The organism is Ignavibacteriota bacterium, from assembly GCA_016716225.1.
Classification (GTDB): Bacteria; Bacteroidota; Ignavibacteria; order Ignavibacteriales; family Melioribacteraceae.
In genome coordinates, this window is sequence record JADJWT010000001.1 from 2,120,371 (window position 1) to 2,135,014 (window position 14,644).

Consider the following 14,644-nt stretch of genomic DNA (forward strand, 5'->3'; position numbering starts at 1 on the left):
TATAAGCGATTCAATGTTAAAATAATAAATCTATTTCTAAATTTGAATTTAATTTATGTGTTAGTAGCGGTGTTGATAATAAAATAAATTAGAAAAAGTATTTATATAAAAGATAAATGTTATATTGAAGAAAATTTAAAATGATAGAAAATAAAAAAAACGACTTTCTCTACTTCGTTATGTTGTAATAAGAAAAGCAGTTTATAATTAATTATTATTTCATATTAATAATGACTTAATAATTATTAAATTATCTTGAAACACGCAATTAACCAATTTCAAGCCATCAAATTCTTATTTTTTTAAATATTTTTTGCTTAAATTAAAGTTAAATCTTATAAAATTTTAAGATACTTTATGCCAACTCCAGAACAACTTGCTCGTGAAAATATAGACGACCTACTAACCAAAGCTGGCTGGAAAATTCAAGATGTAAATCATCTTAATTTGGGTGAAAGTTTAGGAGTTGCTATTCGTGAATACCCGACAAATTCTGGTCCTGCTGATTATATACTTTTTGTTGAAAGAAAAGCTGTTGGAGTTATTGAAGCTAAATCTGAAGGAACTACTTTAAGTGGAGTTTCAGAACAAACCTATAAGTATGCAGCTAATTTTAAATCTGAAATTCCTCATGTAAAATTACCGCTTCCTTTTTTATATGAAAGTACTGGAACAGAGACCTTATTTAGGGATTTAAGAGACCCAGAATCACGCTCAAGAAGAGTTTTCGCATTCCATAGACCAGAAACATTACTTGAATGGTCGAATCAACCTGAAACTTTAAGGAGCAGAGTTAAACAATTTCCTAAACTTCAATTAGACAGACTTTGGAAACCTCAGTTTGAAGCTATAAATAATTTAGAAGAATCACTTAAGCAAAACAGACCGAGAGCTTTAATTCAAATGGCTACTGGTTCTGGAAAAACTTTTACTTCCATTAGTTTCATTTATCGTTTAATAAAATTTGCTGGTGCAAAAAGAATTTTATTTTTAGTTGATAGAAATAATCTTGGTCGACAGACAAAATCAGAATTTACTCAATTTGTTGCTCCCGATGATGGAAGAAAATTTACTGAACTTTATAATGTTCAGCATTTAACATCAAACACTATTGATCCAGTTAATCGAGTTGTAATCACAACAATTCAGCGTTTGTTTTCAATGCTTAAAGGTGAAGATCAATTTGAACCAGATTCCGAAGAAAGTTCGATGTTTGATATTACTCCAACCGCTAAACAGCCAATTGAAGTAAAGTATAATCCCAAAATTCCTATTGAAACTTTTGATTTTATTGTAACGGATGAATGCCATCGTTCAATTTATAATCTTTGGCGGCAAGCTTTAGAATATTTTGATGCTTTTCTAATTGGACTTACTGCAACTCCATCAAAACAAACAATAGGATTTTTCAATAGAAATTTAGTTCAAGAATATACTCACGAAAGAGCTGTTGCTGATAATGTTAATGTCGATTTTGAAGTCTATAAAATCCAAACAAAAATCTCAACCGAAGGAAGTAAAATTGATTCTGGATTCTTTATTGATAAAAGAGATAAACTTACAAGAAAAGTTATTAGTGAAAAACTGGATGAAGAATTTCAATACGCTAATAACCAATTAGATAGAAGTGTTGTTGCTATTGATCAAATCAGAACAATAATTAGGACTTTTAGAGATAGATTGTTTACTGAAATATTTCCTGGTAGAACTCACGTTCCTAAAACTTTAATATTTGCAAAAGATGATTCTCACGCTGAAGATATTGTTAATATCGTTCGTGAAGAATTTGGCAAAGGAAATGATTTCTGTAAAAAAATTACTTACAGAACTACTGGAGATAAACCAGAAGATTTAATTGCTAACTTCCGTAATTCGTATAATCCAAGAATTGCAGTTACCGTTGATATGATTTCCACTGGAACAGACATCAAACCTATTGAATGTGTTTTCTTTATGCGCGATGTAAAATCTCCAATTTATTTTGAACAGATGAAAGGAAGAGGAACAAGGGTAATAAATTCAGCGGATTTGCAGTCGGTTACTCCCGATGCAAAATATAAAACTCACTTTGTAATTGTTGATGCTGTTGGAGTTACGGAAAGTGAAAAGGTTGCTCCTACAACAACACTTGAGAAAAACAGAACTATTCCTTTTGATAAACTTTTAAAAGATGTTGCAGTTGGTATCAGAACTCCAGATATTCTTTCTTCGCTTGCTTCTCGTTTAACCAGACTTGATAAAATTATAGATAAAGATCAAAAAGAAGAATTGAAAAAGCTTTCTGAAAATAAACCACTTTCAATAATTTCAAACGGACTTCTTTCTGCTATTGATCCAGATATACAGATTGAAACTGCAAAGAAAGAATTTAATACAGAAGAACCAACCGACCAGCAAATAAAAGAAGTAACAAAAAAATTAACTGATGAAGCTTGTAAAGTTTTTGATAATCCCAAATTCAGAGACAAGCTTTCTGAAACAAAAAGATTATCCGAACAAATTATTGACGTTGTAAGTTTAGATGAAGTTTTGACCGCTGAGTTTGATGAAAAATCTAAAGAAAAGGCAAAGAGTGTTATTGATACATGGAAGAAATTTATTGATGAAAACAAAGATGAAATTACAGCACTTCAAATAATATTTAATACACCTTACGGAAAACGTCATTTAACTTACGAGCAGATTAAACAGCTATCTTTGGCAATTGAAAAACCGCCTTATAATTTAAGACAAGAAGTTGTTTGGAAAGCTTATGAACAGCTTGATAAAAGTAAGGTTAAAGGAACACCGTTAACAATTTTAACAAATATAATTTCTTTGCTAAGGTTTACAATTGGTGAAGCTGAAGAACTTATTCCTTTTAATAATATTGTTGAACAAAAATTTGCAAATTGGATTAGCGAACAAGAACAGAAAGGAAGAATATTTAGCATTGATCAAATTGAATGGCTTACAATGATTAAAAACCATATTGCTACATCTCTTGAAATTTCAAAAGAAGATTTTGATTCAGTTCCATTTTATGAAAAGGGCGGATTGATGAAAGTTTATAATTTATTTGGAGAAGAATTAAATACACTTCTTGAAGAATTGAATAATAGGTTAGTAGCGTGACAAATAAAGATTTAGAATCTTTAAATTTCCCAAACACATGGATTAAAATTACCTTAAATGAACTTTTAGAACTAATTAGAAATGGATTAAGTCGAAAGCAAAATAAGAGTAATATTGGAATACCAGTTTCTAGGATTGAAACAATATCTAATGAATTAATTAATTATGAAAAAGTTGGATTTATTGAAAACTTAACTGAAGAAGAAGTAAAAAAATATTCTTTGCAATACGGTGATATATTATTTAGTAACATAAATAGTGATTCTCACCTTGGGAAAACTGCAATATTTTTTAATCATCAACCATTATTACATGGGATGAATTTGTTGTTAATTAGAGTGGATAAAAATATAATTTCATTTTCATTTTTGAATTCAGTTTTTCAGCTATATAGATTTAGTGGTGTTTTTATTTCTATTGCGCAACATGCTGTAAATCAATCATCAATAAATCAATCCAAACTAAATAATTTACTTTTTCCACTTCCTCCACTAAACGAGCAACACCGAATTGTAGAAAAAATAGAAGAACTATTCACCAAATTAGATGCATCAGTTACAGAACTTAAAAATGTAAAAAAGCAGCTCAAACGCTACAGACAGTCAGTCCTAAAATCCGCCTTTGAAGGAAAGTTTGACTCTTCAAAAAGTAAATGGAATATATATACTTTAGGTGAATTAATTCTGGAAAGTCAACTTGGTTTGGTTCGTTCAAAAAGAGAACAAAACAATTTACACCAAGGGACAGCATACATAAAAATGAATAATGTAGGAATGGATGGAAGTGTCTCTCTTAATAATCTGGTATACGTTGAAGTTAGCAATGAAGAAAAAAATAAATATTTACTTAAAGAAAGCGACATTTTATTTAACACTAGGAATAGTCTCGAATTAGTAGGGAAAACTGGAATAATAACGAGGTTATCAGAAGAGATTATTTATAACAATAATTTAATGAGAATAAGATTTGGGGAGAACATCAATCCACAATTTATAGTTTACCAAATGTGTTCTTTAGAGTTTCGCGCAAACATGGAATTAGTTAAGAAATCAACAACAAATGTTGCAGCAATTTATGCAAAAGATTTATTCCCATTGAAAATTAAAGCTCCTTCAATTGATGCACAAAAACTAATAGTTGAAGAAATCGAATCTCGTTTATCAGTCGCAGACAAAATAGAAGAAGAAATAGACAAGAACTTAAAGCGGACAGAACAACTCCGCCAGAGCATACTCAAGAAAGCATTTGAAGGCAAACTAGTTCCCCAAGACCCAAACGACGAACCAGCAGAGAAACTTTTAGAGAGAATAAGGAAAGAGAGAGAATTGAAAAAATGAGGTTAAAATGATACCTGATAATATAACACATTCTCATTTAATTCAAGCAATAAAAAGAATCAAAGTACAAGGATATGATCCCAAAAGAAAATCTAGAGATTATGATTTATATTTTGGGAAAAAAAGATATCCTCCAAAAATAGTTGTTGAATATGCAAATGAAATTGCTGGCAATGCTCCAATTGAATATCATAGTGGTGGAATTGAACATGATAATGAATATCTTCAAAAAAAAGGTTTTGTGATAATTGGTAAAAATAACAAACCAGAAGATGAATTTTTTAATGAACATGAAATACAGTTTTTATTAGCACATAGCTTTCAAAGATATTCTGATAAGAGTGACTTACATAAAACAATTAGTAACTTGTTTAATAATTCTCTATTTCCAAAAACAGATCGATGGGCTTCAGAAGTAATTCCCAATAAATTTGAGTTAGTGAAACACCATAGATATTTAAAACGTGATTCTGGCTTTATGAGAATACAAGGCTATACTTGGGCTAGTTTTTTTCCAAAAGGTAAAAAAGATAAAAATATATACTTCACTGTAGGTATTCATGCAAATACTAAGGTCTTTAAACCTGGTCTTATTTATAAAATTGACTATCAAAAAGATGGATTATCAAATGAACAGAGCATTTTATTTGATGAACTTTATCAAAAATATAATTTAGAACCTATAACCATTCCTATTTCAAATTTGAAAAGTTATACGTGGGAAAAATTATTTGAAGAATCAAAAAAATACTTTGATGATAATATTGAAAATCTTAATAAGCTCATTATAGAAGTTTGGAATGATTCAATTCCTAAAAAGAAAATTGGTGGACCAAAGGTCGAAACAAAGATTTGCAGATTATGTTGGAATACTAATAGTTGGATAAAACCTTCTGGAAGACTTGGTAAAGCAAAAACTAAATCTCATGAGTTAGAATTTGGATTTGGCCATGAAGAATGGCTTTTTGATTTTGATAAGATTATTGATGGATATAAATATGCATTCTTGGAACCAGTCAGAAAATTTCAAAAAAAATATGAAGGAGAAAAGTTTAATATTCTACTTTATTCTATTGATGGAAAAACTAAACAAAAATATTGGATTGGTAAAATTAATAATTTGGAAGTTATCTCTGATAATACCGCAAAAATTATTTTGCAAAAATTTGAAGAGAATTCTTGGTTGAATGAAATGGAAGAGGATTTAATAAATTTAGGAATTGATCCTAAAGTTATTACAAATAAATATATAGAACATACTGAAATTCTAAACGTTAGATTCAAAAGAAAAGACTGTGAAATATTTAGTGAATTAGTTCCTATTATCGATAATTCTATAATTACCTCAACAAGATACAATCTACTTAATCTTAAAGATGGATTCGGTGCAGATGATATAAAATTTTCAGACAAACAATATGATCCAAATAGCGGTTCAACTGATGTTTCTAATTTATCAAAAAAATATAAAAAAACATTTGAAAAAAGAGAGATTGAATTAAATCATAATCATAATATACTTACAGAAACTTTTTTTAATCATTTGAAGAGTGCATACCCAAATGATACTATTAGAAATGAAAGTACTGCGCATGGGCAAGCGAGAATTGATATTGTTCGACAGACACAGAATGGCGATATATTTTATGAATTAAAAACTTATAATAATTTTATAACTAGTTTAAGAGTAGCATTTGGACAGTTATTTGAATACTGTTTTTATCCAAATGCTCAAAACGCAATTAAATTAGTCTTAGTTACAGACACTAGCCCAAAACAACAAGAGATAGAATATGTTAAACATCTAAATGATTTTATAAAAATACCTTTTGAAATTATTTACTTTAATACAGATACAAAGACAATTGAAATGGAAATAAAAGTATGACAGACTCAGCAACAATTGTATCAAAACTTTGGAATTATTGCAACGTGCTCCGTGATGACGGTGTTAGTTATGGAGATTATGTAGAACAATTAACCTATCTCCTATTCCTAAAAATGGCAGATGAACAAACTAAACCACCATTTAACAGAGAAGCAATTGTTCCAGATAAATATAACTGGCAAAAACTTACTACTCTAGACGGTGATGCTTTAGAAGTCCAATACCGACATACGTTAGAAAACCTTGCAAAAGAAGAAGGAACACTTGGAATAATATTTCGTAAATCTCAAAATAAAATTCAAGATCCAGCAAAACTAAAAAGGCTAATAACACTTATAGAAAGTGAAACTTGGATTGGCTTAGACATTGATATTAAAGGTGAAATTTACGAAGGACTATTGCAAAAGAATGCTGAAGATACCAAAAGTGGAGCTGGTCAATATTTTACACCAAGAGCGCTAATAAAAGCAATTGTTGAAGTTATAAATCCAAAACCAAGTGAAACAATTTGTGATCCTGCTTCTGGTACTGGCGGATTTTTGTTAGTAGCGCATGATTACATTTCTCATAAATATGATTTAGATATAGACCAAAAGAAATTTCTAAAAAGTAATACTTTTTTTGGTAATGATATTGTCGATGGAGTTGTAAGACTTTGCGTAATGAATTTATATCTTCATGGTATTGAAGCAAATATTTCAGCTGAAGATAGTTTAGTTTCTGATCCTGGTAAGAGATATAATATTGTAATTACCAATCCACCTTTCGGAAAGAAGAGCAGCATAACTGTATTTAATGGTGAAGGTAAAGCTGAGAAAGAATCTTTGGTTTATGAAAGACCAGACTTCTGGACTACCACTTCAAACAAGCAATTAAACTTCTTACAGCACATTAAAACGATTCTTGATATAAACGGAAGAGCAGCCGTAGTACTCCCAGATAATGTTTTATTTGAAGGCGGGGCTGGTGAAAAAGTTCGTAAAGAATTACTCAAGCAATTTGATTTGCATACAATCTTAAGATTGCCTACTGGAATTTTTTATGCACAAGGAGTAAAAGCTAATGTATTATTCTTTGATAAAAAACCAGCAAGTGAAACTAACTGGACAAAAAATGTTTGGATTTATGATTTACGAACAAATATTCATTTTACATTAAAGACTAATACACTGAAATATTCAGACTTAGAAGATTTCATCAAATCCTTTAACTCAGCTAACAGATTTGAAAGAAAAGAATCGGAAAGGTTCAAACCATTCACCTACGAGGATATAATCAAAAGAGACAAGACTAGTTTGGATATTTTCTGGTTAAAAGATGAGTCCTTAGAAGACACCGACAACTTACCAGATCCAGATATTCTTGCTGATGAAATAGCAGATAGTTTAGAATTAGCTTTAGAACAAATTAGAGAAATACAAAATTTTTTGACGACATAAATAATGAAGACATTTGATAAAAAATTTTGGTTATCACTAGTTCCAATTATAATTCTAATACTATTAGCTGGATTTACACCATATCTGTTTACTAGAAAAGAAATACTTGGTTTTTGTTTTTCAGAGACAGGGCAAATAGGTGACACAATTGGTGGAATTTTTGGACCAATGATTGCAATAATTGCAGCAATACTCACTTACATGGCATTTTGGGTACAATACAAAGCAAATATTCAATTAAGGGATGATATTAGAATTGATCGTTTTGAAACTAAATTCTATGAAATGCTAAAATTACATAGACAAAATTTATCAGAAATTGAACTTGATGAAATGACTGGTAAAAAAGCTATTGAAGCAATGTTCAATGAATTGTATTATGGCTTTATGATTGTTAAGGAATGTTTAGATGGGACTTATCCACTAGAGACAAGAGTTTTTGATCGAAATTTAACCAAACCAGAATATAAAAATGATGAGAAGTATTTAGATTTAGCTTTTAATGTCTTCTTTTTTGGCAAACAATATTTTAACAGAGATCATAAAAATTATAATTTCATCTTTGATTATAATAGAGAATTTATATTAAAACTATTCAGAGTATTCCATAATATTAGCGAAAATAATGAGTTCAGACGTATTCACTTTTCTAGTCTTGAACCAATTGTTCCAAAACATAAACTATTTATTGGTCAAAGTTCAAATCTTGGAAATTATTTTCGTTTACTTTACCAAACTGTAAAACATATTGATGAAATGAAACAAGAAAATATTACTGAGTTAGATAAATATAATTATGTCAAAACTCTACGTGCTCAGTTATCAAATCATGAACAATTGTTATTGTACTATAATTCACTTTCTAAAATGGGAGAAGCTTGGATAAAAAATAATTATATTCAGAAATATAAATTGATCAAAAATATTCCACTCCCTTTAGCTGATTTTGGAATAAACCCCGAAGAAAAATTTAAAAAAGAAATTTTATCTTATAAGGAAAAAGGACAGAAATTTTTTGAAATGCAATGAGTCTAACAAGTAATTAAGGAACTCCAATCATGGATACAGATAATGCAATTCATGAATCTAATAGAGCACAACATCTAATTCGATTTCTGAAAAAATTACCAATCTCTAATTATCTTAATAAATCACTGGAAAAAACACTTGAGGACTATTTACAATCTGAAAATTCAAAAAAGAGAAAGTCTTGTGAAGAATATAAAAGTTATGATAAATCAAATAAATTAGACAATTTTCATAAAGTATTGTATATCGAACTTAAAAAAATACACACACCAAGAAAATTTGCATTGATACCTTTAAGTATTGAAAATAGGAAATATTTTCCAGGCTATAAACAGGACTTTTATTTAGATACTGAAACTGGTCGATTAATTGTTCATGTTACATCGGGAAATGATGGTGATATTTTGGGAGATAGAGAAGCTGGAAATTATATTGTTGGTAAATTACAAGACTGGTTTAGATTTCATAAGAAGTTAAAAGATGGATCAATTTTAAGAATTGACATTATTGAAAGAGAAAAACTTTATAGATTGTCAGTGCAATCTTATTAAAATAATAGTAAGAAGTGCTCTATTCAATGTTAGTATCATTTTGCAATATTTAAACATTATAGAATAAAATATTTTCTCAGAATTGCTTAACTCACCATCTTAATATTTATTTACTATTCTCATCCTTTGTTCGACTACTACATTGAATTGTATTCCAAAAATTCTATTACTGAGTTAAACAAATCAAATCAAGAATTAAAGGTTAATAGCGTTGCACAAAATAAAATAATTTATTTATTACACACCGCTATTAAATTCTTGATTTTTATTTAGATAATCCTATTTTTGTAGTATAGTCAAAAACAACTAAATCACCATATAAAAAATAAGTTTTTAATAATGATTAAGCCTATTTGGTTTATTGGTTTGTGGTGAACCAGTTGTTCCAGATGGGCTTTTTCATTTTAAAAAAACATTTAACTATCTGTTCTTTTAGTAATGGAAGTATTGAAAAAATGGTGCTTAAAGTAGTGCGTAAACTGGTGCAAAAATTATTAAAATGTTGCTCTAATTGCTTTTTGGATAACCCCCATAAAATAAAAAAGCCTCAATTTTGTTAAATTAAGGCTTTAGTTGTAGCGGGACTAGGACTTGAACCTAGAACCTTCGGGTTATGAGCCCGACGAGCTACCAATTGCTCCATCCCGCGATCAAAATTTATTTTAATAACAAATCATTTCATAAATGGGTTACTAAACTAATTCCTTTTAGCATTAAATGCAAGAAACTTTTAATATTATTACATAATCACTAATTTTGAAGAATAATTTTCAAGCACTATTATTGCATATGCTAACTTCATTAGAAATTAAAGATTACGCCCTTATTGAAAAAATTCATGTCAATTTTGGCAGCGGATTAAATATTATTACCGGCGAAACCGGAGCTGGTAAATCAATTTTAATTGGTGCTCTTGGTTTATTACTTGGCGAAAGAGCTTCAACAGAAACAGTTAGAAAAGGTGCTGAAAAATCTGTAATTGAAGGAATTTTTGAAATCGGAAATAATAAAAAAGTATCAAATTTGTTGGAAGAAAACGAAATTGTAAATAATGCAGAATTAATTTTAAGAAGGGAAATTTCCGTAAAAGGTTCAAATAGATGCTTTGTAAATGATACTCCGGTTCAGCTAACTTTTGTTAAACAAATTGGAAATTTGCTTATTGACCTACATGGACAGCATGATCACCAATCGCTTTTAAATAATGAAACTCATATAGATTTTCTTGATGAATTTTGTGATTTGGAAAATGAACTTTTGGAATATTCGAAATTAAGAAAAAGACTTTCAGAAATTTTAACGCAAATAAATTCTTTAAAATCGAATGAAAAAAATCTGAAAGAAAAAGTTGAGCTTTATCAATTTCAGTTAAAGGAAATTAATTCTGTTTCACCAATTGAAAATGAAGATGTAAATATTGAAAAAGAACTCATAATTTTAGAAAATTCAGAAAAACTTTTTGAAACTTCCTCACAAATTTATTCATCGCTTTACGATGATGAAAATTCAGTATTTGAAATTCTTACGGTAATTAAAAATAAAATTGATGAACTGAAGAAAATTGACGAAAGTTTTATCCCAAAATTTGAAGACGCAAATTCAGCTTTGGAATTGCTTAAGGATGTTGCACATTTTACTAGAGATTATAAAGATAAAATTGATATTGATCCCGAAAAAATTGAAGAATTGCGAAATAGAGCCGGAGCAATTTATTTACTCAAAAAGAAATATGGCGGAACTTTAGAAAATGTTTTAAAACACAAAAATAAAATTGAAGAAGAATTAAATATTGCTGAAAATTTTTCGGATAAAATTGAAAGTTTGACAAATGATGTTAATGAAATTAGAGAGAAGATTAAAAAAATTGCACTAATAATCAGCGAAAAACGAAAAAAAGAATCATCAAAAATTGAAAAGGAAATTGTAAAAATGTTGAGTTTCCTTGGAATTAATGATTCTCAATTTAAAATCAATTTTGATTACGATAAAAACAATTCAACCGAAAATTTTATAAATCTGAATTCGCACAAAATAAATCTGCAAAATAACGGAATTGATATTGTTGAATTTTATATTTCCACAAACTTAGGTGAAGATTTAAAACCGCTCTCCAAAATTGCTTCTGGAGGAGAAATTTCTCGCGTTATGCTGGCTATAAAATCCGTTCTTGCAAAAACTGAAAAACTTCCGTTATTAATTTTTGATGAAATTGATACTGGCGTTAGCGGAAGAATTGCTCAAAAAGTTGGTAAAGTTTTAAGCGGACTTTCACAATCTCATCAAATAATTTCCATTACACATCTTCCTCAAATTGCTGCTTATGCAAATCAACATTTCTCAATAGAGAAAGAAATAAAAGGTGAAAGAGTTATAAGCAAATTAGTTAAGTTAAATGAAGAAAATAGAATTACCGAAATTGCAAAACTTCTTAGCGGTGAACATATTACAAAAAGCAACATTGAAGCAGCCAAAGAATTAATTTTAAATATCAGAAATTGAGTTATTAATTTTAGAATAAATTTTTCGATTATATTCAGCTTAACTTTTCAGTTGCAGTTTATCTGAAATTCATTAAATTAGTTTTAACTTTAAAAATGAAATAAAATTTTACCAACAAATTAGGGGGGTAATAGATGAAAAAAGTACTATTCCCAATATTGTTCATTTTACTTGCAATACAAACACAAGCCCAGTTTGAAGATCGAATTAACGAACTTTCCGAAGATTTACAAAAGGGTTATTCAACTCCTTTGGCTACCTGGACGGGAACATATCTAAATTCCGGTGGATATTTTACTGCTGGTGTTTCAAAAACTTTTGGGTTCAAATTAAGTTTAATTGGAATGATGATTATGATTCCGGAAGATCAAAGAACATTTAAACTTGAAGATGGAACTGAAACCGCAACATTTTTTGGAGAAAAAGGCGCTGCTATTCCAGAAAGCGAAGGATACTTAGTTTATCCTCCCGGGGTTAATCAAACATCAGTTCCGGCTGCAATTCCGCAAGTTGCTTTTAGTGCTTTGGGTTCAGAAGTTATGTTAAGATTTGTACCTGAAACTGAAGTTGAAGATGTAAAAATTGATTTACTTGGAGGAGCTTTTAAACACAGTATTAGTCAATATATTCCGCTTTGTCCGGTGGATATTGCGGTGCAAGCAATGTATAATAAATTATCTATCAATTCACCAGATTTGGAAATGTCTACAACCAATTTAGCGTTTAATGCTCATGTAAGCAAATCATTTGGAGTTGCAATTTTATACGGCGGACTTCAATATGAACAAACAAAGATGGATGTTGAATATACTTTCAAAGGTGATGATTTGGAAGGTGTTTTTGAAGATGATAAATTAAAAGTTAACTTGGAAGGTGAAAATCAAATTAGATTAACTGTTGGGGCAGCATTAAAATTAGCCGTTTTTGTTATTAATGCTGATGCAAACATTGGATCTCAAACTGCATTTGTTGCCGGTTTAAACTTTGTATTTTAAGGAGAAATAAAATGAAAAATATATTTAACAAAATTTTAATTTTAGCTTTTATTGTCGGTATTTCTTTTTCCGTTGGTTGTGATGAATTAAATAATCTTCCAATAAATGTTCCTATTGTTGTTAATTTTTCTACTTCTGGAAATAATACAACAATTTCAGAATCTGAAAACTTCTGTCTTTCTGATTATGAAAAATGGAGAGAAAATCAAGATAAAGTGCAATCTGCAACATTTGTTTCAGCTGCTTATTGGACTGAAAGCGCATCAGCTGGATTGCAAGGCGATGTAAGTGTTCAACTTTCCGACCAATTTGGAAATACAATTTTTTCCGTTACTTTAAATAATTACAAAGCTGCAGATAATATTGATAAACCATTTACTTTAGAATTAACCGAAACTCAAATTCAAGCAATGAATGAATATTTGGAATCATTGAGTGAAAATGAAAATGATCAATGTTTTAATTCAAGTTTAACAATTTCCGATATTACCGGAACGGTAACTCCATATCAATTAACCGGAAGAGTTGAAATAGTAATTGAAGCTGATGTTGAACTTTAACAATATTTTGGAGGACTAGAAATAGTCCTCTTTTTTACACATCAAAAATTCCCCAAAGTTTGTTATTATACATCTCAAAATATTTACAAATTACAAATTGAAAAACACAGCAATTTATATCCACATCCCTTTCTGCGATCACAAATGTATTTATTGTGATTTCTACTCGCTCATTAATTACGAAAATGTTGAAGAATATTTGAAAGCTATAAAAACTGAAATAAATTTTTATGCAAAAAAATATTCTGAAAATAGAATTATAAATACTATTTTTTTTGGCGGAGGAACACCGTCTTATATGACTCCAAATTATATCGGTGAAATTATAAATGAAATTTCCAAGAACTTTAAAATTGCTGAAAAAATTGAAATTACACTCGAGACAAATCCCGGAACAGTTGATAAATCAAAATTGATTGATTTCAAAAAAAGTGGAATTAATCGAATTAGCATTGGCATTCAAACTTTTGATGAAAATGAATTAAAATTTCTTACAAGAATTCATGATAAAAAAACTGCAATTCAAACTGTAAATTTTACGGCAGAAACAGGAATTGAAAATATCAACATTGATTTAATTTTTAGTCTTCCAAATCAAACAAAAAAAACTTGGGAAGAAAATTTAAATATTGCTGTAAATCTGCCGATCAAACATATTTCTGCATATAGTTTGATTTTAGAAAAAGGTACAATTTTAAATAAATTAGTTTTAGATGGAAAAGTTAAAATGGCTTCTGAAAATTATGATGCCGAACTTTATGAATTTACAATGAATTTTTTAGAACAAGAAAATTTTATCCAATATGAAATTTCAAATTTTGCAAAACTTGCTTACGAATGTTTACACAATAAATTTTATTGGGAATATAATGATTATATCGGCTTTGGAACAGCAGCGCATTCTTTTGTAAACGGTAAAAGATGGTGGAATTTCTCAAGTCTTAAAAAATATATTTCTGAAATAAAAATTAATGGGAATGCAATAAGAGATTCTGAAATTTTAACACAAAATCAAAAACTTGAAGAATATATAATGCTAAGCCTTAGAAGTAAAGGAATTAATATTTCAGAAATTAATAAATATTCACCAGAATGGTATTTTGAAAAAAAAGAAATTATAAATAGCTTTATAAATGAAAGTTATCTGGTAAAAAATGAAGATTTACTTATCTGCAGTAAAAAAGGTTACATTATTTGCGATGAAATTATTTCTAAGCTGCTTTTAAATTAAA

Annotated in this window: 10 protein-coding genes and 1 tRNA gene; 10 read left to right on the forward strand and 1 reads right to left on the reverse strand. The window is 28.9% G+C overall.

The genetic code is table 11. From position 1 onward, the window contains the following. The first annotated feature begins 357 nt into the window (after nt 1–357). The 6 genes from IPM32_09315 to IPM32_09340 are packed head-to-tail and all read left to right on the forward strand — an operon-like array spanning nt 358 to nt 9,358. Nucleotides 358–3,114, forward strand: a complete 2,757-nt coding sequence (locus IPM32_09315) for a DEAD/DEAH box helicase family protein (GenBank protein ID MBK8945452.1) — start codon at nt 358–360, stop codon at nt 3,112–3,114. Continuing rightward, the gene (locus IPM32_09320; protein MBK8945453.1) at nt 3,111–4,451 is read left to right on the forward strand and encodes a restriction endonuclease subunit S; all 1,341 of its coding nucleotides are present in this window, start codon (nt 3,111–3,113) and stop codon (nt 4,449–4,451) included. The genes IPM32_09315 and IPM32_09320 overlap by 4 nt, the downstream gene beginning before the upstream one ends. Before the next feature lie 7 nt (nt 4,452–4,458). Next, nucleotides 4,459–6,339, forward strand: a complete 1,881-nt coding sequence (locus IPM32_09325) for a hypothetical protein (GenBank protein ID MBK8945454.1) — start codon at nt 4,459–4,461, stop codon at nt 6,337–6,339. Beyond that, nucleotides 6,336–7,778, forward strand: a complete 1,443-nt coding sequence (locus IPM32_09330) for an SAM-dependent DNA methyltransferase (GenBank protein MBK8945455.1) — start codon at nt 6,336–6,338, stop codon at nt 7,776–7,778. The genes IPM32_09325 and IPM32_09330 overlap by 4 nt, the downstream gene beginning before the upstream one ends. A gap of 3 nt (nt 7,779–7,781) precedes the next feature. Continuing rightward, nucleotides 7,782–8,807 carry a putative phage abortive infection protein gene (locus IPM32_09335; protein ID MBK8945456.1) on the forward strand — a complete coding sequence of 342 codons (1,026 nt, stop codon included), beginning with the start codon at nt 7,782–7,784 and terminating at the stop codon, nt 8,805–8,807. A 29-nt stretch (nt 8,808–8,836) separates the two neighbouring features. Further along, nucleotides 8,837–9,358 (forward strand): hypothetical protein, encoded by a 522-nt coding sequence (locus IPM32_09340; GenBank protein MBK8945457.1) that lies wholly within the window; start codon nt 8,837–8,839, stop codon nt 9,356–9,358. Nucleotides 9,359–9,934: 576 nt separating this feature from the next. Here the strand turns inward: IPM32_09340 and IPM32_09345 are convergent. Beyond that, a tRNA-Met gene (locus IPM32_09345) sits at nt 9,935–10,007 on the reverse strand. A gap of 140 nt (nt 10,008–10,147) precedes the next feature. Between IPM32_09345 and recN the strand changes: the two genes are divergently transcribed. The 4 genes from recN (at nt 10,148) to hemW (ending at nt 14,643) form a co-directional block, all read left to right on the forward strand. Further along, complete coding sequence (gene recN / locus IPM32_09350; protein MBK8945458.1) at nt 10,148–11,857, forward strand: DNA repair protein RecN; 1,710 nt, start codon at nt 10,148–10,150, stop codon at nt 11,855–11,857. A 134-nt stretch (nt 11,858–11,991) separates the two neighbouring features. Then, nucleotides 11,992–12,852: a hypothetical protein gene (locus IPM32_09355; GenBank protein MBK8945459.1), complete on the forward strand. Its 861-nt coding sequence runs from the start codon at nt 11,992–11,994 to the stop codon at nt 12,850–12,852. An 11-nt stretch (nt 12,853–12,863) separates the two neighbouring features. Then, the gene (locus tag IPM32_09360) at nt 12,864–13,412 is read left to right on the forward strand and encodes a hypothetical protein (GenBank protein MBK8945460.1); all 549 of its coding nucleotides are present in this window, start codon (nt 12,864–12,866) and stop codon (nt 13,410–13,412) included. 97 nt (nt 13,413–13,509) lie between these two features. Beyond that, the gene (gene hemW / locus IPM32_09365; GenBank protein MBK8945461.1) at nt 13,510–14,643 is read left to right on the forward strand and encodes a radical SAM family heme chaperone HemW; all 1,134 of its coding nucleotides are present in this window, start codon (nt 13,510–13,512) and stop codon (nt 14,641–14,643) included. Nucleotide 14,644: the final 1 nt, after the last annotated feature.

Coding starts and splice junctions, on each gene's coding strand:
- IPM32_09325 (MBK8945454.1), top strand. CDS start 4,459: ATGATACCTGATAATATAACACATTCTCATTTAATTCAAGCAATAAAA.
- recN (MBK8945458.1), top strand. CDS start 10,148: ATGCTAACTTCATTAGAAATTAAAGATTACGCCCTTATTGAAAAAATT.
- IPM32_09355 (MBK8945459.1), top strand. CDS start 11,992: ATGAAAAAAGTACTATTCCCAATATTGTTCATTTTACTTGCAATACAA.
- IPM32_09315 (MBK8945452.1), top strand. CDS start 358: ATGCCAACTCCAGAACAACTTGCTCGTGAAAATATAGACGACCTACTA.
- IPM32_09335 (MBK8945456.1), top strand. CDS start 7,782: ATGAAGACATTTGATAAAAAATTTTGGTTATCACTAGTTCCAATTATA.
- IPM32_09360 (MBK8945460.1), top strand. CDS start 12,864: ATGAAAAATATATTTAACAAAATTTTAATTTTAGCTTTTATTGTCGGT.
- IPM32_09340 (MBK8945457.1), top strand. CDS start 8,837: ATGGATACAGATAATGCAATTCATGAATCTAATAGAGCACAACATCTA.
- IPM32_09330 (MBK8945455.1), top strand. CDS start 6,336: ATGACAGACTCAGCAACAATTGTATCAAAACTTTGGAATTATTGCAAC.